We start from the raw sequence: 20985 nt of genomic DNA on the forward strand, positions 1-20985 counted from the left end.
ACCGGGAAGCGCTTTCACGTTGCGGAACTGTCAGGCGGGTTCGTAACCCAGGTTCGGGCGCAGCCACTGCTCGACCTCGGCCACCGGCTTGCCGTACCGGCGCGCGTAGTCGACGACCTGGTCACGGCCGAGCCTCCCGACGGTGAAGTACTTCGCCTCCGGGTGCTGGAAGATCAGGCCGCTCACGCTCGCCGCCGGGTTCATCGCGAACGACTCCGTGAGCGAGACGCCGATCTCCTCCGCGCCGAGGAGATCGAACAACTCGCGCTTCACCGCGTGGTCCGGGCAGGCCGGGTAGCCCAGCGCCGGCCTGATGCCGCGGAACTTCTCGGCGTGCAGGTCAGCGAGCCGCGGTTCGGCGTCCGGCTCGAACCAGTCGCGCCGCGCCCGCAGGTGGATCCACTCGGCGAACGCCTCGGCGAGCCGGTCTGCCAGCGCCTTCACCATGATGGCGCGGTAGTCGTCGTTCTGGGCCTCGTACTTCGCCGCCAGCTTCTCGGCGCCGAGGATCGTCACCGCGAACCCACCGAGGTGGTCGCCCTCCGGTGCCACGTAGTCCGACAGGCACCGGTTCGGGCGCGACAGCGGCTTCTTCGTCTGCTGGCGCAGCATCGGGATTCGCACACCGTTGCCGAGCAGGATGTCATCGCCGTCGGAATGCGCCGGCCAGTAGCCGTAGACGCCCCTCGCGGTGAACAAGTCCTCCGCGATGATTTCGTCAAGCAACGTAGTCGCGTCGTCATAGAGCTCGCGCGCGACCGGCTGCTCCAGGATCGCCGGGAACTTGCCTTTGAGTTCCCAGGCGAGGAACAGGAACGTCCAGTCGATGAACTCGCGCAGTTCGGAGAGCGTCGGAGTCATCACGCGAGTTCCGGTGAATGCCGGGGTCGGCAATTCGGAGAAATCAACCTTCTCCGAGTTCGCCCGCGCGGCTTCGAGCTTGAGCAGTGGCACCGACTTGCGGTTTTCGTGCTGCTCGCGCAGCCGGGCCTGCTCGACGCGGTTCGCGATGTTCAGCTCGTGGCCGCGCCGGTCGTCCAGCAGGTCGGACACGACGCCGACGACCCGTGACGCGTCGAGCACGTGGATGACCGGCTCGTCGTAGACCGGTGCGATCTTCACGGCCGTGTGCTGGCGGGAGGTGGTGGCGCCGCCGATCAGCAACGGCAGCTTCATGCCGCGCCGCTGCATCTCCTCGGCGACCGAGACCATCTCGTCCAGCGACGGCGTGATCAGCCCGGACAGGCCGATGACGTCGGCGTGCTCGCGGATCGCGGTGTCGAGGATCTTGGCGGCCGGGACCATCACGCCGAGGTCGATCACCTCGTAGTTGTTGCAGCCCAGGACGACGCCGACGATGTTCTTGCCGATGTCGTGCACGTCGCCCTTGACCGTGGCGAGCACGACCTTGCCGTTGCCGCCGGCCGTCGCTTTCGGCTCGTTCGCCATGAACGGCTCCAGGTACGCGACCGCGCGCTTCATCACGCGGGCGCTCTTCACCACCTGGGGCAGGAACATCTTGCCCGCGCCGAACAGGTCGCCGACGATCTTCATACCGTCCATCAGCGGGCCCTCGATCACGTCCAGCGGACGCGGCAGGGCCTGCCGGGCTTCCTCGGTGTCGTCCTCGATGAAGTCGACGACGCCGTGCAGGATCGCGTGCTCGAGCCGCTTGCCGACCGGGGCCTCGCGCCAGCTCAGGTCCACGACGCGCTTCGTGCCGGGCCCCTTGACCGTCTCGGCGTGCGTGACGAGCCGGTCCGTGGCGTCCTCGCGGCGGTCGAAGATGACGTCCTCGACCAGTTCCAGCAGGTCGGCTGGGATGTCCTGGTAGACGACGAGCTGGCCGGCGTTGACGATGCCCATGTCCAGGCCGGCCTTGACGGCGTGGAACAGGAACGCCGAGTGCATGGCCTCGCGGACGACGTCGTTGCCGCGGAAGGAGAACGACAGGTTCGAGATGCCGCCGCTGATGCGGACGCCCGGACATCGCCGCTTGATCAGCGGCAGGGCGTCGATGAACGCCTTGGCGTAACCGTTGTGCTCCTCGATGCCGGTCGCGACGGCGAGCACGTTCGGGTCGAAGATGATGTCCTCGGCCGGGAACCCGGCCTGCTGCGTGAGCAGGTCGTAGGCGCGGCCGCAGATCTCGACCTTGCGCTCGGTCGTGTCGGCCTGGCCCTGCTCGTCGAACGCCATCACCACGACGCCGGCGCCGTAGTCGCGGATCGTGCGGGCCTGTTCCAGGAACGGGCCCTCGCCCTCCTTGAGGCTGATCGAGTTGACCACGCCCTTGCCCTGCACGCACCGCAGACCTGCCTGCAGCACGCTCCAGCGGGAGCTGTCGATCATCACCGGGATGCGGGCGATCTCCGGCTCGGTCGCGATCAGGTTCAGGAACGTCGTCATCGCCTGCTCGCCGTCGAGCAGGTCGGCGTCCATGTTGACGTCCAGCAGGTTCGCGCCGCCGCGGACCTGGTCCAGCGCCACCGCGAGCGCCGCCTGGTGGTCGTCGGCCTCGATCAGCCTGCGGAACTTCGCCGAACCCGTGACGTTGGTGCGCTCACCGATCATCACGAAGCCGGTGTCGGGGCCGATCTCGAACGTCTCCAGGCCGCTGAACCTGGTGGTGTCACGGGGTTCCACCACCGTGCGCGGGGCCGTGCCCCGGACGCTGTCGGCGATCGCCTCGATGTGCGCGGGGGAGGTGCCGCAGCAGCCGCCGACGATGTTCACGATGCCGTTGCCCGCGAAGTCCTTCAGCAGGGCCGCGGTCTCGTCCGGCGTCTCGTCGTAGCCGCCGAACGCGTTGGGCAGTCCGGCGTTGGGGTGGCAGGCGACGTAGGTGTCCGCTAGCCGCGCGAGGTCGGCGACGTGCGGGCGCATCTCCTCCGCGCCCAGCGAGCAGTTGACGCCGACGACCAGCGGCTTCGAGTGCGCGATCGAGTCCCAGAACGCCTCGACGGTCTGGCCTGACAGCGTGCGGCCGGACAGGTCGACGATCGTCACCGAGATCCACAGCGGGAGGTCGGGCGCCACCTCGCGGGCCGCGGTGATGGCGGCCTTCGCGTTGAGGGTGTCGAAGATCGTCTCGATCAGCAGCAGGTCGACGCCGCCTTCGTGCAGCGCCGCGATCTGTTCCGCGTAGGAGGCCTTGACCTGCTCGAACGTGACAGCGCGGAAAGCGGGGTCCTCGACCTTGGGCGACAGGCTGAGGGTGACGTTGAGGGGGCCGACCGAACCGGCGACGAACCGGCCGCCGAACTCGTCCGCCGCCTGGCGGGCCAGCCGGGCGCCCGCGAGGTTCATGTCGCGCACGCGGTGTTCGAGCCCGTAGTCGGCCTGGCCGATCGACGTGGCGGTGAACGTGTTGGTGGTCGTGATGTCCGCGCCCGCCGCGAGGTACTGCCGGTGCACGTCGAGCACCAGGTCCGGGCGCGTGAGGTTGAGCAGGTCCGGGTCTCCCGCGACGTCCAGGTGGTGGTCGGCGAACTCCGTGCCGTAGTAGTCGGCGGGGGCGAGCTTCGCCTGCTGGAACATCGTGCCCCAGGCGCCGTCCAGCACCGCGATCCGCTGGTTCAGCAGGGACTTGAGACCATCCACGCGCGCTCCCGAAATGTCGGAAGCGCCCTTGCACGTGGTGGAACGATGCCGAGCGTGGCAGGCGACCATGGCCCGTTGCAGCGCTTCTCGGCCTCGCCTTTCAGATTACCAAGCCCGACCATGGACCAAGAACTCGTCTCACTCCATAGGATGGCTGTTGTGACCGGAAAACGCGCGTTGGTCCTCGGCGGTGGCGGTGTCACCGGAATCGCTTGGGAGGCAGGGATTCTGCACGGACTGGCGGAACGCGGCGCCGACCTGTCGGACGCCGACCTGTTCGTCGGGACGTCCGCCGGGTCGGTGGTGGCCACGCAGTTGGCGGGCGGTGTGCCGCTGACTGACCTCTACGCGGGTCAGCTGTTGCCGCCCGATGGGGAGATTCCGGCGCGACTGACCACGTGGATGGTGGTGCGGTACGCGCTTTCTTACGTGATGCCGGGCTCCGCGGCGGAAAAACGCGCCCGGCTGGGACGAGCGGCGTTGAAGGCCCGCACGCCGTCCGAAGACTCGCGGCTGGAGGTGTTCCGGTCCCGACTGTCCATCCAGGACTGGCCGGACCGGGAGTTGAAGGTGACCGCTGTGGACGCCGCGGACGGGAAGTTCGTGGCGTTCGACCGGGACAGCGGGGTGCCGCTGGTGCGGGCGGTCGCGTCGAGCTGCGCGGTGCCGCTGGTGTGGCCGCCGGTGACGATCGACGGCCACCGGTACATGGACGGCGGCATGCGCTCCGTTGCCAACGTGGACCTCGCCGCCGGGTACTCGAAGGTCGTGGTCGTGGCGCCGTTGACGCGGTCGGCGAGTCCCGCCGCGACCCCGCAGGCGCAGGCCGCGAAGCTCGGCGTGCCGTCGATCGTGGTGAGCCCGGACAAGACCGCGCTGGCCGCGATCGGGACGAACCTGCTGGACCCGGCTCGTCGCAAGCCGGCCGCCGAAGCCGGGTACGCCCAGGCCGCCTCGGTGGCGGAGGCTGTTCGCCAGGTCTGGAACTGATCACTGTCCGAACGCGCAACAACTGGTCGGTACCTCTTGTCCAGGTGCTCTGACCTGCATAGCGTCGCCCACCACTCGCATTGACAGCTTTGTTAACTAATTGCTGGAGGCGGCCGTGGGCGGTAGAACGACGGCATTGGGGGCGGCCGGGCTCGTGCTCGGTCTCCTCGTGGCAGGGGTGACCAGTGCATCGGCGGCGGATCCACTGGTCTCCCGCGGCAAGGCGGTCACGGCCTCCTCGTCCGAGGGATCCGGCTTCGAGGCGGCCAAGGCGGTCGACGGCAGCACGTCGACCCGCTGGGCCTCGGTGGAGGGCCACGACCCGGAATGGCTGCGGGTCGATCTCGGCTCGGAGCACGCGATCAGCCGGGTCAAGCTGAACTGGGAGGCCGCGTACGCCAGGTCGTACCGCGTGCAGACCTCTCCTGACGGCTCGGCGTGGACCGACGTGTTCTCGACCAGCACCGGTGACGGTGGCATCGACGACCTGACCCTGTCCGGTTCTGGCCGTTACGTGCGCGTCTACGGCACGGTGTACGGCTATTCGTTGTGGGAGTTCGAGGTCTACGGCCTGGACGGCGGCACCAACCCGCCGACGACCACGACTCCTCCGACCACGACCACCACACCGCCGCCCTCCGGCCTCGGCTATCCGTTCGGCAGCAGGCAGACCTCGTACGCTGCGGGCATCCTGCGCCCGTCCGGCAGTACGTCCACATTGGATGCGAAGATCGTCGATTACTACCAGAAGTGGAAGTCCGCGTTCGTCAAGCAGAACTGCGGCAACGGCTGGTACCAGATCATCTCGCCGGACGCGGAGTTCCCGTACGTGGCCGAGGCGCAGGGCTACGGCATGGTGATCACCGCGACGATGGCGGGCGCCGACCCGGACGCGAAGAAGATCTTCGACGGCCTGCTGAAGTACAAGCTCGCGCACCCGTCGGTCAACAACCCCGACCTGCTGGCCGCCGAGCAGGACCCCGCCTGCAAGAGCGTCAACGGCAGCGACAGCGCGACCGACGGCGACATGGACACCGCCTACGGCCTGCTGCTCGCCGACAAGCAGTGGGGCAGTGCCGGCACCTACAACTACAAGCAGCTCGCGGTGAGGAACGTCAACGCGATCAAGAAGAGCCTGATCAACCCGAACACGAACCTGCTGCTGATGGGCGACTGGTCCGGCCCGGACAACAGCAGGCAGTACTACGGCTCCAGGTCGTCCGACTGGATGGCCGACCACTTCCGGGCGTTCCGCAGGGCGACCGGCGACTCGGCCTGGGACACCATCCGCGCCAAGCACCAGGACCTGATCGCCTCGCTGCAGTCGAAGTACGCGGCGGGCACCGGCCTGCTGCCGGATTTCGTGCAGGACACCAACTCCACGGTCAAGCCGGCCGTGGGGGAGATGCTCGAGGAGGCCGCGACCGACGGCAAGTACTGGTACAACGCCTGCCGCGACCCGTGGCGCATCGGCGCGGACGCGGCACTGACCGGTGACGCCAAGTCGCTGGCGGCGGCGCGCAAGCTGAACACGTGGATCAAGGCCAAGACCGGCGGCGACCCCGGCAAGATCGCGGTCGGCTACCAGCTCAACGGCACGCAGATCAACAGCGGCAGCGACTCGGCGTTCGTCGCGCCGTTCGCGGTGGCGGCCACGACGGATCCGGGCAGCCAGGCCTGGCTGGACGCGTTGTGGAACAAGATGGTCAGCACGCCGATCGCCACGGACACGTACTTCGGCGCGAGCATCCAGCTCCAGGTGATGATCACGGTGTCCGGAAACCACTGGATCCCGTAGATCTTCGGGGTTTCAATGGCGCGATGGGGATCGCTAGAGCGCGCCGCATCGCGAGGCGGGCACACCAGGGGCAGCTCAGGTACGACCACGAGCTGCTCCTGGACCAGCTGGAACGGGTCGCCGACGCCGTCGCGGAGCAGGGCGGCGACTGGGTGGCCGTACAGGCGGCGTGGTTGCACGCGGTTCCGGCGTCCGTGGAGGACCTGGTGCTGCAGGGCGTTCCCTCACGGGTCGTGCAGGTCGTGAAGGCGTTGCGGTCGTACGGTTGGTCGGCACCCGCCCAAGTGCGGCACCGCGCGGCGCTGGTGCGCGAGGCGATGAATGCGGATCGCACCGTCGTTTCGCCGTCGCCTGCGGAGCCGGCGGACCTGCGCACCCTGCCGGAACTGCTCGCGGAGTACGGGGAGACGCGCGACTACCGGATCCAATGGGCGATCAACAGGTTGCTCGGCGAGCCGAACGACCTGAACCCCTCGGTGATGGCCGAACTGGCAGAGCGGTGGTGGGACTCCGCGGACGACTGGGAGGCCGGCGTCGCTGTCCGGTTCGCTCACCGAGCAGGCCTGCTCGACCGGGAACGCTTGCTGCGCACGGTGGCCGACGGGGTTCCGGCCGCGGCCGAGACCGCGATCGGTTTGCTGGAAGGAGAGGGCGACGGGCGCGAGATCGAAGTGCTGCGTACGGCCTTGCTCAGACCGGAGTTGGAGTGGCTGGGCGTTCGCACCGCCGTGCGCGTGAGGCTGACCGCGATCGGCACGCCTGAGGCGGTGGCCGCGCTGCGGGAGTCGGAGTTCGATCTGGTGGACATGCCGTGGCGGCACGACCGGGACTGGTTGCATCGCAACGGGACGCGCCTGATCCCGCGGCTTGTCGAGCTGCTGCCCGATCCTTACTGGTGGCATGACGCTCCCGTCGCGCTGGCCTCGCTGCGGGCCACCGAGGCGGTCGGCCCGATGTGCGAGACCGTGCGCGTCGCCGAGCACCCGATCCCGATGATCCAGGCACTGGGCGGCATCGGTTCCGCCGAAGCGGGGCCGACGCTGGTGTGGCTGCTCGGGCACGAGAGCGCGGAGGTGCGTGCAGAAGCCTTGCAGGCGCTCAGCCGGACCGGGGGCGCGGACGTGGTCGAAGTGGCGATGGCGGCGTGTGACGATCCGGATGTCCAGGTGCGGGACCGGGCGGCTCGGGTGCTCGCCCGGCATGCCGACGGCCGTGCGGTGACGACGTTGATCCGCCTCTGCGACACCGCGCGTGCGGCTGAGGCGGCGGACGCGTTGACCCGCATCGGTGACCCTCGGGCGTTGCCGACGCTGTGGAGCCTGTTCTCGCACCACCACGACAGGGCGGTTCGCCACGCGGCGGGGCGAGGCCTGGTGCGCATCGAAGGCGAACAGCGGTGGAGTTACGTGAATGATCCTCGGGTCGAGCGGGCCTACATGTGGTTGCTGGGCCACAAGCCGGATTGGCACCGCGGTGCCCTGGTGATCGGGACCAAGCACTCCGACGCGATGGTGCGAACCCGTGCTGTGGAGGCGTTCGGCCGCCTGCGCGATCCCGCGGGAGCCGAACACGTCCGCCCGCTGATCGCCGACCCTGACCGGCGGGTCAGGGCTGCGGCGAGGGCCGTGACGAGACTTCTCGGAGATTGAGACCGCCACCCGCTTCGACATCCCCGGCGCCGCTGTCGGCGTCTTCCACGACGGGCAGGAGCACTTCTTCAGCCACGGCGTGACGAGCATCGAGAACCCGTTGCCGGTCGACGAGAACACGCTCTTCCTGCTCGGCTCGGTCACGAAGACCTTCACCGCCACCGCGATCATGCGGCTGGTTTCGGACGGCCGGGTCTCGCTGGACGCGCCGGTGCGCACGTGCGTGCCGGAGCTGAAGTTGCTGGACGACCGCGAGTTCACCGTCCGGCAGCTGCTCAACCACACCTCCGGACTCGATTGGGGCACCCTGGTCGACACCGGTGAGGGTGACGACGCGCTGGCCGGGCACGTCGCCGAGCAGACCTACGAGCAGGCGATGGCGTCGTGCTGCTGGAGCCGCTCGGGCTGGGCAACAGGCACTTCGGCCGGGACGCGGTGATGACGCGCCGGTTCGCCGTCGGGCACGAGAAGGGCGAGATCGCCCGGCCGTGGCGGCACTGGCGCGCCAACAACCCCGGCGGAGGCATCGCGGCGTCGGCGGCGGATCTCCTTGCGTGGGCCCGTTTCCACCTCGGTGACGGCGACGGGATCGACCTGGCCGAGATGCGGAAGCCGACGGCGTTCCTGCGCGGCAGCAACCTCGGCGACGCCATCGGGGTCGGCTGGTTCCTGCGCGAGATCGACGGCGTGCAGGCGATCGGGCACGGTGGTTCGTCCAACGGGCAGTTCGCCGAGCTGCTGATCGTGCCGTCGCGGAACTTCGCGGTGGCGTCGATCGCGAACCAGGGGCCGGATGGGGATTCCGTTCAACCAGGCGATGGTCCGTCGCGCGTTGGAGCACCACGTCGGAATGCTGGACCGGGACCCGGAGCCGTTGCCGTACAACGCTGTCGCGGCGCAGGAGGTCGCGGGCGGCTACGACAACGACGCGATGGTGATGACCATCGACGACACCGGTTCCGGGCTGGTGCTGGAGGTGCTGATCCGGCCGGAGATCCGGAAGTCCGCGGAGATGGAGCTGCCGGCCGACCACGCGCCGTTCCCGATGGGGCTGCTGCCGCGCGACGAGTACGTGATCACGGAAGGCGCGTTCACCGGGCAGCGCGGGTTCTTCACGCGCGACGCCTCCGGTTACCACCGCTACTCCGCGCAGGACGCCATCGACCTGGTCAAGATCCGCACGCTCGCCGAGGCCGGGGTGCCGCTCGCCCGCGAACGGGTCGTACGGCTGCGGGCGGGCAACGCGTTGTTCCTGTCCGCCGAGGCCGCCGCGTTGCTCGACCGGCTCAGGGAGATCGGGGTGAGCGAGCGGGGCGTGCGGATGGAACGCGAGGTCTGGGTGCTCATGCAGGCCGTCGCGCCGGACGAGGCGGCGGTGTGGCTCGCGGACAAGACCGAGTCGCTCGCCGATCCCGAGTTCCAGCAGATCTACCTCGGCTACGACGAGGCTTTCGACTGGTCGCCGGACGATCCGCGGCTGCCCGCGCCGGCGACGCGGGCGGCCGCGTGGATGTCGTCCCGGCCGGAGATGCCGCTGGTGGATCCGGAGATCACCTCGCTGGCGATGTCCGCGGCCGGGGCCTCGTCGCCCGCGTGGAACCGGATGGCCGGGCTTTAGCACAGGGTGCGCAGGAAGGCCGGTCCGCCTTCCTCCTCGTTCAGTCCTTTCTCGACGAACGCGATGTTGTGGTGGAACGAGATTCCGCTGATGTTGCGCTCCAGGTAGGAACCTCCGCCGCGCGGATCGCCCACCTCCGCCCGGTTCAGTCCGTCCACAAAGGATTTGAGCATGCCCATGGACGTGCCGTGGCCCGCCTCGGGGTGGCCGCCCCAGTTCGGCCAGTACGCGGTCTGCAGGTCCTCGACCACGTAGAGACCGCCCGAGCGAACGTGCGGGAACAGGGCGTGGAACGAGATCTGGACGTGTTCGTTGAGATGGCTGCCGTCGTCGACGATCACGTCGAACGGGCCGAGCTCCCGGCCCAGCCGGTCGAGGAACTCGGCGTCGGACTGGTCGCCCTGGATCGCCATCAGCCGCGGACCCGTGACGTTCTTGGCCGTGGTGTCGAGGCCGTGCACCAGCCCGCGCCGGAAGAACCGCTGCCACATCCGCAGCGAACCGCCACCGCGATCGGGGTCGTCGTAGCCGCCGATGCCGATCTCCAGCACCCGCACGGGTTCGGTGCGCAGCCGGGCGAAGTGGCGTTCGTAGTGCTGCGTGTACCAGTGCAGGTCGCCCCACTTGTCCGAACCGAACGCCACGGCCAGCGACCCGAGGTCCTCGCTGCCCGGCCTGAGCGCGGACAGCACCGCGTCCACCGCGGGCCCGATGCCGGTGCGGGCGCGGAACCACGCGCCGGGGTTGGCCGGATCCACCTCGCCCTCGGGTGTCCGGACCGCGAGACTCGGCCACGGCCGTTCGTCGGTGCCGTAGAGACCGCGCACGGCGTCCGCGAGGTCGAGCGCGATCACGACCTCAGCACCAGTCGTGAGGTGGCTCGTGATCTTACCGTCGAACCGCAGGTCGAGCCGGACGTCCGCCTTGATGTCCTTGATCTCGTCGGCAACGGCCCGCGCGACCGCTGCCGGCGTGAGCCGGCGAATCGTGTCGTCCAGCAGATCACGCCCGGCGGTGGCGGCCTGCAGCAACGGAGCGAGAACAGCCCACCGTTCGGTGTCGAACACAGAGTCCCCTCATCTGACTTGAGTCCGGCTTGAGTGCCCCGGTCATACGATCCCAGCATGGGGATCCGACGAGTGTCATGCATGATCTTGGCCATCCTGCTGGTGCTGGCCGCCGCGGGACCGGCGCAGGCAGGAGAGCGTCAACTGTTGTTCTACAACCACGCCTGGGGAACGTTCGGCCGCGCCACCGCCGACGCGGTCGAGCACTCCGCCTACCTCAAGAAGTTCGCGGACTTCGAGGTCCGCACCACCACCGGCGCCGACGGCAAGGTGTGGACAGGCCGGTACCTACGCGGCCGCGAGACCTACCTGGAGGTCTTCGGCATCGGCGACGTCCCCGGCAAGGACGGCGAACTGGGCGCCGCCGGCCTGGGCCTGTCGACCGAACGCGACGGCGACCTCGACACCCTGAAGACCAAGCTGCGCGCCGCGGGCCAGAAACCGATCGACTACCTGCAGACCCGCGACTTCGGCGACGGCAAGCCGGTGCCGTGGTTCGACTCGATGTTCCTGGTCGAGCAGTACGACAGGTTCGGCGCCTGGGCCATGGAGTACCGCGACGAGTACCTGAACGACCCGCGCAGCAAGGTGGGCCCCGCCCGCTTCCCCGGCGACGTCACCCGCGAGCGCTACCTGCCGGACACCTACCAGAACCGGCTGATGCGCGACATCACGCTGATCCACCTCGCCGTCACCGCGACAGACCTCGCCGCCACCCTGCCGCTGCTGCGCGCCGGCGGGTTCCTGGTGGTCTCGTCGCCGGGCGGAGTGGTGGCGTCGCGCGGGGGCACGACCATGTGGCTCGACTCGGTGCCGGACGGGCAGACCGGGCTCAAGCGGGTGGAGTTCTCGCTGAACCGCGCGGCGGGGCGGCATGTGGAGCGGCTCGGTACTTCCACGCTGGTCGTGGGTCCGGGTGCGCGGGCGGTGTGGACGTTCTGAGGCTTCGCGGCGGGTTGGTCGCCGTTGGGGTTCGACGGGGCGGCACGTGCGTGCGGGTACTGGGTGCGCGGGCGTCTCGCCGTGCAGGCTCGGCGGCGGGTGCGTGGTCGTGGTTGGTGGGGTCGGCCGTGTGGCCGTGCACGTTTGACGGCGGGAGCGGGTGCGTCGGAGGTGGGTGCGGGCGCGCAGGTTTCTCGCGAGCACGTTCGACCGTGGGTGTGTTCGTACGTGGTGGGTCCTGGACGCGCGGGCGTCTCGCCGTGCAGGTTCGGCGGCGGTGCGTGCTCGTAGGTGGTGGGGTCGGCCGTGTAGCCGTGCACGTTTGACGGTGGATGCGTGCGCGCTGGTGGCGGGGTTGGTCGTGTGGCGTGCGCGTCCGGCGGTGGGTGCGTGCGCGTTGGTGGTAGGGCTGGCCGTGTGGCCGTGCGCGTTCGACGGCGGTTGCGCGTGCGCTGGCAGTAGGCCCTGGGCATGTGGGTGGTGTGTGTCTGGCCGTGCGCGCTCAACGGTGAGCACGGCCACCTTTCTGCGGACTTGGGCAAGCGGGCGATCTGGATTTCATGACGTCCGTGCGGTGTATGGCTGTTGGCGTTTCGACGGCGGGAGCGGGTGCGTCGGAGGTGGGTGCGGGCGCGTGTGTGGTGCGTGGCGTCTGGCGGTGCACCTTCAACGGCAGGTACGTGCGTTGGCCGAGGACTGGGGCGTCAGCAGTCCACGTTTCATCGGCTGACCGCCCGCGCCCCGGCGGACCTGGCCGAACGACCGTTCGCGATCGGCGGCGACACGTCCCCGCTGGTCATGGGCCTGGGCGGCGGGTGGCGGTGACTTTCTGACACTCTTGGTCCATACGGATCAACGAACGGGGTGTCGGGCGGGTGTCGCTGGTCGGGCGTGAGCGGGAACGGGAACGGCTTGCCGCCGTGGTGGCGTCCGGCGGGGCGTTGCAGATCGTCGGCGAGCCCGGCGTGGGCAAGTCGGCGCTGCTGTCCTGCCTCGACGGTCACCTGGTCGTGGGTGTGGAGGCCGAGCGGGACCTGCCGTACGCCGGACTGCACCAGGTGTTGCACCCGTTCCTCGATCTGTCCACTTTGTCCGGCGTGCGGCGCGGTGCCTTGGAGGTCGTCTTCGGACTGTCCGAGGGTGTTGCGCCGCCCGTGCATCTGGTCGGGCTGGCCGCACTTGAGCTGTTGAGCGAGGCCGGGCGCGTTGTGCTGGTGGACGACGCGCAGTGGCTGGACCGGGCTAGTCAGGACGTGCTGGGTTTCGTGGCGCGGCGGCTGACCGGCGCCGCGCTCGTGGCGACGGCCCGGGCGGCCGTGTTCGCGGGCGTGCCCACGCTCTCGTTGGAACCGCTGACCGCTCACGACGCCGACGCGTTGCTCGCCTCGGTCGCGCCCGATCTGGACGCCCAACGCCGGGCGTGGGTGCTCGGGCAGGCGGCCGGCAATCCGTTGGCGCTCACCGAACTGCCCTTCGGCGGCAACACGCTGGAAGAGACGTTCGCGGCGCGTGCCTCGACGTTGCCTGCCGATGTGCGGGCGGCGTTGCTCCGGGCGGCCCTCGGCGGGAGTGCGGCGGATCTGGAGCTGGCGGTCGAGGCCAGGTTGGTCGATCGGAACGGCGCGTTCCGGCATCCGTTGATCAGGTCGGCGGTGGTGCGGGCGGCGAGCGCTGCCGAACTGCGGGAAGCGCACGAAGCGCTCGCGGCCGCGACGGACCAGCCGGACCGGCGGGCGTGGCATCTGGCCGGTGCGGTGCGTGGCAGCGACGAGAAGGTGGCCTGCCTGCTGGAGAAGACGGCGGACCGCGCGCTTCGGCGTGGCGGCGCGGCGGCTGCGGTGAGCGCGTTGGAACGGGCGGCGCGGCTGGGTGATGGTCGCGAACGGGCCCGGCGGCTGTTGCGGGCGGCCGAACTGGCGGCGGAGGCGGGCAGCCGGGACGACGTCGAACGGATCCTGCTGGACGTGCACGGGCTGGACCTCACGCCGCGCGAACGGGCGTTGGTGACGTGGTTGCCGACCGCGTTCGACGACGGCGTGGGGGAAGGCGCGGCCGGGCCGAGTGAGCTGGTCGGGCTGGCCGAGGCGGTGGTCGGGGACGGCGACGTCGAGCTGGGGATGCGGATCTTCTGGAGCGTCGCGATGCGGTGCTTCTGGGTCGAGCCGGGCGCGGCCGTGCGCGAACGGATCGCCGGGGTGGCGCGCCGGCTGCCGATCGACCCGCAGGACCCGCGGATGCTGGCCATGACGGCGTACGTGTGCCCGGTCGAGCAGGGCGACGCGGTGGTGGCGGGGCTGCGCGCGATCCGGGGCGATCGGGGCGCGGTGTCGACGGGGCCGCGTGGGGTCCAGGGTGACGGTGCGGACGTGTCGGTGGGGCCGCGCGGGGTCGGCGGCGGTGACGACGTGGCGGCGCCGACCGTCCACGGCGCGAAACCAGCAGGTGCTGACCGGCGCGCCGAGACCTGTTCCGAGCCGGACGCCGACGACCCCGACGACCCCGCCACCTTCCGGCTGCTCGGCAGCGCGGCGCTCCAGGTCGGGGCGTTCGAGGAGTCCGTCCGGTTCTCCCTTGCCGCACAACGGGGCCTGCGCGCCCAAGGCCAGTTCGGGCTGCTGACCCGTGCGCTGGCCGTCGAAGCCTGGAGCCGGACGCGGCTGGGCGACATCGCCGCCGCCGAACCCGCCGCCGCGGAGGCCGCCAGGCTCGCCGAGGAGACCGGGCAGCCGTACATGCGTGGTCTGGCGGCGGCCGTGCTGGCTGAGATCGCGGCGCTGCGAGGCGACTACGAGCTGGCCGCGGGCAGGGCCGCCGAAGCCGAACGGATCGGGCTCGCCGCGGGCGCGCGGCCCGTCCTCGCGACGGTGCAGCTGGCCAGGAGCCTTGCCGCGCTGGGGGAGGGGCGGTACGGCGACGCGTTCGCCGCTGTCCGACGGGTGCACGACCCCGCGGATCCGGCCTACCAGCTGGCGTTGCGCCGGTACGTGTTGCCCGAGCTCGTCGAGGCCGCCACTCGCAGCGGCAACTCCGACGACGCTGGCAAGATCGTTGAGGAGCTCGACACCGCCACCAGTTCGCCCGCGCTCGCCAGTGGGCTGAGGTATGCGCGGGCTTTGCTGGCGGAGGACGGTCACGCCGAGGCGTTGTTCATGGCCGCGCTCGACAACCGGAGTTCGCCGTGGGAACGGGCGCGGACGCAGCTGGCGTTCGGGGCGTGGTTGCGCCGGCAACGCAAGACGACGCAGGCGCGGCCGCATCTCAAGGCCGCGAAGGAGGCGTTCGAGGCGTTCGGCACCAAGGACTGGGCGGAGCGGGCGGGCGAGGAGTTGCGGGCGTCCGGTGAGTCGCGCAGTGGCAACGGCGAGTTGACCGAGCACGAGTTGACCATCGCGCGGATGGCGTCGGACGGGTTGACGAACAAGGAGATCGGCGAGCGGCTGCACCTGTCGCACCGGACGGTCAGCACGCACCTGCACCGGATCTTCCCGAAGCTCGGGGTCGCGGCGCGCACCGATCTCAAGCAAGCCCTGCTGACGTACGACGACACCGTCACGTGACGGGCGCGAACGCCACCCCCTGACCCCTACGGTCGAGGTCATGATCAGCAGGCGACAGTTCTCCCAGGCGCTGGCCGTGACGGGCGTGGCGGCACCCCTCGTCGCAGCAGCAGGAGCAGGAACCGCGAACGGACAGACCGCGCGGACCATGCAGTCAGGCAAGCCCGCGTGGGGTGCGATCAAGCAGGTCAGGGCCGGGTTGCTGGACGTCGGCTACGCGGAGATGGGCCCGGCGGACGGCCCGGTCACGATCCTCCTGCACGGCTGGCCGTACGACATCCACAGCTTCGTCGACGTGGCACCGGCACTCGCCGCGCAGGGCCACCGCGTGCTCATCCCGTACCTCCGCGGCTATGGCCCGACGCGATTCCTGCACGCACGCACGAAGCGCAACGGGCAGCCGGCCGCTGTCGCGAGCGACCTGATCGCCTTCATGGACGCGCTCAAGATCCAGAAAGCCACGCTCGCCGGGTTCGACTGGGGTGCGCGGACGGCGTGCGTCACCGCGGCGCTGTGGCCGGAGCGGGTCAAGGCGCTGGTGTCGGTCAGCGGGTACCTGATCATCAGCCTCGCCGCCAACCGGGAACCGCTGAGCCCGCAGGCCGAACTGGGCTGGTGGTACCAGTTCTACTTCTCCACCGAGCGCGGCGAGAAGGGCTACACGCAGAACACCTACGAGTTCAACAAGCTGATCTGGAAGCTCGCCTCGCCGCGGTGGAACTTCGACGAGGCCACCTACGCCCAGAGCGCGACGGCCTGGAAGAACCCGGACCACGTCGCGATCGTCATCCACAACTACCGCTGGCGGCTCGAACTCGCGGAGGGCGAGCACCGCTACGACGGCCTCGAACGGAAGCTGCGGGCCAGGCCGGCGATCAGCGTCCCGACGATCACGATCGCCAGCGACTTCGACGGCCCGAACAAGAGCGGCGCGGGCTACCGCGACCGGTTCACCGGACGCTACGAGCACCGGATCCTCGACGGAATCGGCCACAACGTGCCGCAGGAGGCGCCGGAGGCGTTCACCCGCGCCGTGCTCGACGCGAGCCGCTGAACACCTCCGGCAGCCTTCACACCACGGGCGGGGTCAGGATTCCGCCGGCGGACGTGCGGATGCGGAGGGAGGAAGTCTTCGCATCACGCACGATCCGGCCGACGTCGTAGCCGACGAGCTTGCCGCCGCGCTTCACGATCCGGCCGTCCGAGAACACGGTGTCGACGTTGGCAGGGGTCGCCGCCTGCACCAGCGTGGTCTCGAACAACCCGCCCGGCGCCAAGTTGATGTCGTTGGCGCGCACCAGGATCACGTCCGCGCGCTTGCCGGCGGTGATCGACCCGGTGACGTCGCCGAGCCCCAGCGCGCGGGCACCGTTCAAGGTCGCCATCTCCAGCACGTCGCGGAAGCCGACCTCCGGCAGACCGGCGGAAGGCGTGCCCTGCCACGGAATCCCGGTGTTCCAGACGAGCCGCATCGTCTCGAACATGTCCGACGGCGCGATGGACGTGGCGTCCGAGGACAGCGACACCGGCACGCCGGCCCTGCGGAACCGCAGCAGCGTGTCGCGCGGATCGCCCGCCGTGCCCAGCCGGAACTCCGAGTGCGGCGACCAGGACAGCGGCGTGCCGGTCCGCACCATGATCTCCATGTCGCTGTCCAGCGCCGTGACGTAGTGGCACAGCAACGTCTTGGGCCCGAGCCATCCCCGCCGTTCGTAGTCCGCGGCGTCCACCGTCCGCGGCGGTGCCTGACCGGCGTGGATCGCGACCGGCAGGCCGCGCCGCAGGACCGCTTCCATGTCCGCGAAGAACGCCGGCTCGTTGCTCTGCGACAACCCGCGCACGTTGACGCCGAGATGCACCAGCCCGTCGAACGCGCTGCCGCCGGCGAAGTACTGCTGCCGTACGCGATCCACGTCCGTGAGATCCATCGGTACGTCACGCGACATCTGGTCCACGTGCCCGTAGGAGAACCGGGCGCGCAACAACCCGTCGCGGTGCGCGCGGAGTTCGGCGTCGGCGTGCGCGGGGGACCGGGTGTTGTTCGACCAGTTGTGCACGGTGGTCACACCCGCGTTCGCCAGTTCGGCCAACCCGAGCAGCACGCTGCGGTAGACGTCCTGGGCGCTGTACAACGTGGACGTGGCCCGCTTGGCCGCGAAGTACGGGAAGCCGTCGGCCACGAAGTTGCGGCCCAGCGCGCTCCACATGTGGAAGTGGGTGTTGACGAAGCCGGGCATGACGATCATGTCGGTCGCGTCGACGATCTTCGCCCCGCGGGCGTTCAGGTCCTTGCCGACGGCCTCGATCCTGCCGTCGTCGATCAGCACGTCGGCGCGGGGCAGCACTCCGAGCGCCTTGTCGACGGTGACGACCGCGCCACCCCGGATCAGGTACCGGCCGCGGCGCGCGTCATCGTTGTCAGCGGAGCCGGCGGCGGGCACCGCGGACGTGGCCGAGATTGCTATTGCGGCACCAAGGGATTTGGTGAGTGTCCTTCGGTTGATCATGCGGCCTCCAAAGACGGGGAGAGCCTGCATGCTCGCTCCAGATCAGCGCCGTGTCACGAGCGTGGAAGATCCATCGTGCAAACGGCTCATCGCGCCTGGTCGAGTGGACGAAGGTGCTTCGTCGGATCCGCCGTGAGCGCGTCCATCTGCGGCCGGGCGGCCTCGAGCTTGCTCGTCCCGGACGCCTGCCGGCGGATGATCTCGTCCACGTTGGACGCCTGCACCAGCAGTCCCGGTGCGACGAACCAGCCCTCCGGCATCTTCCGGCCGGACTTGGCGTGCTGGGCCAGCATGTACCCGGCCACCGCGCCCTTGAGGAAGTGCTCGGCCGACACCGACGCGAACAGGTGCCCGTCCTTGACGCCCTGCAGCGCCTTGGGATCCACGCTGAACGCTCCGGCCAGCCACTTGGCGTTCTTCTCCGCGTGCACGGCGGCGAGGTTGATCGCGTCGACGTCACCGGCGCCCAGCAGCGCGAGGGCGTCCGGGTTCGCGTCTGCCAGCCGTCGCCACGTCGCGAGGTTCGCCGTCAGGTCGCGCCCGGTGTCGAGAGGCCCGATGACCTGCAGCTTCGGCAGTCGTTCGAGCAGCCGCGCCCGCATCCCGAGCGACCGCTGGTCCAGCGCGGGCATCGCGGGGGAGTTGCTGCCGATGACGATCTTGCCAGAGCTGTCCGGCGGCAACCGGTCCGCCGCGGCGTCCGCGAGCAGCTTGCCCATCTCGAAACTGTCGTTCTCGATCATCAACGTGACCCTGCTGCCCGGCGCGACCTGGCCGCCGGCGACCGCGATCACCGGAACGCCCTGCTCGATCACCTGCGCCATCGGCTCGGCCACCAGTTCCGGCGCGACGGCCGACAGCCCGATGCCGCCCTTCGCCCGCGTGGCGAGGTCACGCAGCAGTTCGACCTGCCTGAGGCCGTCGTGCGTGTCCGGCCCGGTGATCTCCGCCGTGACGCCACCGGCGATGGTCGAGCCCGCCCGGAAGCCCTCGCTCATCTCCTTGGAGAAGTCGCGGCTGTTGTTCTGGGCGATGAATCCGATCGTGGGAGGGTCATCGGACGTCTTCGCCGTGCCGCACCCGCTCACCCCCGCCGCAGCGATCAAAAGCGCAGGTAGAACGAGACGGGCCAGACGAACCACGGGGAAGCCCCATCCGTAGGAAGTTGGAAGCGAACGAGAGTAGTGCACGGTGCGAACGAGGTGTCGGCTTGCGTGCAATCCTTTGGCTGCGTACCAATAGCACCTTCGCCGGAAAGCGATGTCCACCGTGAGGCGTTCTGGATGCTGTCCAACTGGGTCGAGGCCCGCACCACCGCGCAGACGACCGTCGTCAGTCTGACGATCGGCTTGGCCGCGCTGGCGGGTCTCGCGCTGTGGACGAGTCTCAGCATGCAGCGCGCGGCCACGCACCTGCACGAGCTCAACGAGATCAGCGACCGCTGGGGTCTGGTCGTCCAGAACGTCGACGTCGCCGACCACGCCCTCATCGACTACCTGCGCTCCGGCACGCCCGTGATGCGCCAGCCCGTCGCGAACGCCGCCGGTGCCGCCGACGAGAGCCTGCGCTGGCTGCGCGACAACGGCGGCACCGCGGACATCCGCGCCGCCACGATCGTCGGTGACCTCTACGGCGACTACTCGACCCTGCTGCGCGAGGCCGTCTCGGCCGGCGACCGGGGCGACACCACCGGCGCCCTGCGGAAGGCGGACCAGGCCGAGCTCACGCTGGTCTCGTTGCGCAAGCAGCTCTCCACGGTCGTGCAGCTGAAACGCCTGGAGACCAGCGAATACCTGCGTGCCGCGGAAACCCAGAACGGCCGTCTCCGCCTCGCCGCCCTCATCGCGTTCATCATCGACCTCGGCCTGGTCGGGCTCTGCGGCGTGGTGCTGCTCGGGCACCGCCGCAAGATCCTCCGCCAGGCTGCCAAGAGCGAGCACGAGGCGATGCACGACGCGCTGACCGGCCTCGCCAACCGGACCCTGCTCACCCAGCGCACCGAGCAGGCCATCCGCCGCTCCAACCAGAACGGCGATCCGCTCGGCCTGTTCCTGATCGACCTCAACCGCTTCAAACCGATCAACGACACCCTCGGCCACGCGTTCGGCGACCGCCTGCTGCAACACGTCGCGAACCGGCTGACCGGCGCCGTCCGCGACGTCGACACGGTGGCCCGGCTCGGCGGCGACGAGTTCGCCGTCCTGCTGCCGTCGGTGAACACCTCCGCGAACGCCCTCATCGTCGCCGAGCGGGTGCACCGGGCGCTGGAGGAAGCCGTCGACCTGGACGGCTTGTCGGTCGACATCGGCTGCAGCATCGGCGTGGCGATGTACCCGAACGACTCCTCGGACGCGCACGAGTTGTTGAAGCACGCCGACATCGCCATGTACGCGGCCAAGCGCGCCCGTCTGGGCACGTCCGTCTACGAACCCGGCCGCGACGACCACAGCGCAGCCCAGCTCACCGTCATCAGCGACCTGCGGCACGCCATCGACCACGGCGAACTCGTGCTGCACTACCAGCCCAAGGCCGACGTGCGCACCGGATCCGTCTGCGGCGCCGAGGTCCTGTGCCGCTGGCAGCACCCGCGGCTCGGCCTGCTCGGCCCCGACCGGTTCATCCCGGCCGCCGAGGAGACCGGCCTGATCGAGCCGCTGACCCAGTACGTGCTCGACCACGCGCTGGCCCAGTGCCACACCTGGCACCTGGCCGGCTGGGACGTCCCGGTCTCGGTCAACGTCGGCGCCCAGTGCCTGCACGACCTGACCTTCCCCGACCAGGTCGCCACCGCGCTGAAACTGCACGGCCGCCCACCGGAAGTGCTGACCCTGGAGATCACCGAGAGCGCGATCATCGCCGACCCGCACCGGGCGAGCGAAGTGCTGTTGCGCCTGCGGGAGCTCGGTGTGCGGCTGTCCATCGACGACTTCGGCACCGGCTACTCGTCCATCGCCTACCTGCGCACGATGCCGGTGCACGAGATGAAGATCGACCGCTCCTTCACCACCAACATGCGCACGGACGCGTCGAGCGGCGCGATCACCCGCTCGTTGCTCGGCCTCGCGCACAACCTCGAACTCGAGGTCGTCGCCGAGGGCGTCGAGGACGAGGAAACGTGGAACGCCCTCGCCGCCCTCGGTTGCGACATCGTGCAGGGTTACTGCCTGAGCCGGCCGTTGCCGGCGGACGAGTTCGAGACCTGGCTGCGGGACCGGACGCTCACCGAGCTGACCGTGCCCACCTCCACGCCGTGA

14 protein-coding genes and 1 riboswitch are annotated in these 20985 nt (G+C 69.9%); of the genes, 9 read left to right on the top strand and 5 right to left on the bottom strand.

Annotation, left to right across the window (positions count from 1 at the left end):
- Positions 1-30 precede the first annotated feature (30 nt).
- Positions 31-3603 (bottom strand): methionine synthase, encoded by a 3573-nt coding sequence (metH, locus tag SK803_RS01595; protein WP_319963881.1) that lies wholly within the window; start codon positions 3601-3603, stop codon positions 31-33.
- Between the two features lie 13 nt (positions 3604-3616).
- Positions 3617-3698, bottom strand: a riboswitch (S-adenosyl-L-homocysteine riboswitch).
- A 64-nt stretch (positions 3699-3762) separates the two neighbouring features.
- On the opposite strand from metH, the gene SK803_RS01600 reads away from it, so the two are divergent.
- From SK803_RS01600 to SK803_RS01615, 4 genes are all read left to right on the top strand, one after another.
- Positions 3763-4593, top strand: a complete 831-nt coding sequence (locus SK803_RS01600; RefSeq protein ID WP_319963882.1) for a patatin-like phospholipase family protein — start codon at positions 3763-3765, stop codon at positions 4591-4593.
- A 115-nt stretch (positions 4594-4708) separates the two neighbouring features.
- A complete protein-coding gene (locus SK803_RS01605) occupies positions 4709-6391 on the top strand; it encodes a glycosyl hydrolase family 8 (protein ID WP_319963883.1) in 1683 nt (560 codons plus the stop codon).
- Between the two features lie 23 nt (positions 6392-6414).
- Positions 6415-8040, top strand: coding sequence for a HEAT repeat domain-containing protein (locus SK803_RS01610; protein WP_319963884.1), 1626 nt, complete (start codon positions 6415-6417; stop codon positions 8038-8040).
- A 19-nt stretch (positions 8041-8059) separates the two neighbouring features.
- Positions 8060-8479, top strand: coding sequence for a serine hydrolase domain-containing protein (locus tag SK803_RS01615; RefSeq protein WP_319964047.1), 420 nt, complete (start codon positions 8060-8062; stop codon positions 8477-8479).
- Here the strand turns inward: SK803_RS01615 and SK803_RS01620 are convergent.
- Complete coding sequence (locus SK803_RS01620; protein WP_319963885.1) at positions 8404-8850, bottom strand: hypothetical protein; 447 nt, start codon at positions 8848-8850, stop codon at positions 8404-8406. The two genes, SK803_RS01615 and SK803_RS01620, sit on opposite strands and share 76 nt — an antisense overlap.
- On the opposite strand from SK803_RS01620, the gene SK803_RS01625 reads away from it, so the two are divergent.
- Positions 8834-9658 carry a MerR family transcriptional regulator gene (locus SK803_RS01625; RefSeq protein ID WP_319963886.1) on the top strand — a complete coding sequence of 275 codons (825 nt, stop codon included), beginning with the start codon at positions 8834-8836 and terminating at the stop codon, positions 9656-9658. The two genes, SK803_RS01620 and SK803_RS01625, sit on opposite strands and share 17 nt — an antisense overlap.
- Here SK803_RS01625 and SK803_RS01630 read toward each other — a convergent pair.
- Positions 9655-10725: a methyltransferase domain-containing protein gene (locus SK803_RS01630; RefSeq protein ID WP_319963887.1), complete on the bottom strand. Its 1071-nt coding sequence runs from the start codon at positions 10723-10725 to the stop codon at positions 9655-9657. The two genes, SK803_RS01625 and SK803_RS01630, sit on opposite strands and share 4 nt — an antisense overlap.
- Before the next feature lie 81 nt (positions 10726-10806).
- Here SK803_RS01630 and SK803_RS01635 point away from each other — a divergent pair, with 81 nt between their 5' ends.
- The 3 genes from SK803_RS01635 to SK803_RS01645 all read left to right on the top strand — a co-directional run bounded on the left by SK803_RS01635 (position 10807) and on the right by SK803_RS01645 (position 16278).
- A complete protein-coding gene (locus SK803_RS01635) occupies positions 10807-11667 on the top strand; it encodes a DUF5829 family protein (protein WP_319963888.1) in 861 nt (286 codons plus the stop codon).
- An 875-nt stretch (positions 11668-12542) separates the two neighbouring features.
- Positions 12543-15224, top strand: coding sequence for a helix-turn-helix transcriptional regulator (locus SK803_RS01640; RefSeq protein WP_319963889.1), 2682 nt, complete (start codon positions 12543-12545; stop codon positions 15222-15224).
- A 40-nt stretch (positions 15225-15264) separates the two neighbouring features.
- Entirely contained in the window at positions 15265-16278 is a 1014-nt protein-coding gene (locus SK803_RS01645) for an alpha/beta fold hydrolase (protein ID WP_319963890.1), read from the top strand.
- A 16-nt stretch (positions 16279-16294) separates the two neighbouring features.
- Here SK803_RS01645 and SK803_RS01650 read toward each other — a convergent pair whose 3' ends face one another.
- Both SK803_RS01650 and SK803_RS01655 read right to left on the bottom strand, forming a co-directional pair.
- Positions 16295-17731 carry an amidohydrolase family protein gene (locus tag SK803_RS01650; RefSeq protein WP_319963891.1) on the bottom strand — a complete coding sequence of 479 codons (1437 nt, stop codon included), beginning with the start codon at positions 17729-17731 and terminating at the stop codon, positions 16295-16297.
- Between the two features lie 86 nt (positions 17732-17817).
- Positions 17818-18837, bottom strand: coding sequence for a sugar ABC transporter substrate-binding protein (locus tag SK803_RS01655; RefSeq protein ID WP_319963892.1), 1020 nt, complete (start codon positions 18835-18837; stop codon positions 17818-17820).
- A gap of 177 nt (positions 18838-19014) precedes the next feature.
- Here SK803_RS01655 and SK803_RS01660 point away from each other — a divergent pair, with 177 nt between their 5' ends.
- A complete protein-coding gene (locus SK803_RS01660) occupies positions 19015-20985 on the top strand; it encodes a putative bifunctional diguanylate cyclase/phosphodiesterase (protein ID WP_319963893.1) in 1971 nt (656 codons plus the stop codon).

The organism is Lentzea miocenica, from assembly GCF_033949945.1.
GTDB classification, from domain to species: domain Bacteria; phylum Actinomycetota; class Actinomycetes; order Mycobacteriales; family Pseudonocardiaceae; genus Lentzea; species Lentzea miocenica.

Bases quoted from the DNA above. Each gene is read 5' to 3' on its own strand.
- SK803_RS01610 (WP_319963884.1), top strand. From the start codon at position 6,415: ATGGGGATCGCTAGAGCGCGCCGCATCGCGAGGCGGGCACACCAGGGG.
- SK803_RS01625 (WP_319963886.1), top strand. From the start codon at position 8,834: ATGGGGATTCCGTTCAACCAGGCGATGGTCCGTCGCGCGTTGGAGCAC.
- SK803_RS01635 (WP_319963888.1), top strand. From the start codon at position 10,807: ATGATCTTGGCCATCCTGCTGGTGCTGGCCGCCGCGGGACCGGCGCAG.
- SK803_RS01645 (WP_319963890.1), top strand. From the start codon at position 15,265: ATGATCAGCAGGCGACAGTTCTCCCAGGCGCTGGCCGTGACGGGCGTG.
- SK803_RS01650 (WP_319963891.1), bottom strand. From the start codon at position 17,731: ATGATCAACCGAAGGACACTCACCAAATCCCTTGGTGCCGCAATAGCA.
- SK803_RS01660 (WP_319963893.1), top strand. From the start codon at position 19,015: ATGCTGTCCAACTGGGTCGAGGCCCGCACCACCGCGCAGACGACCGTC.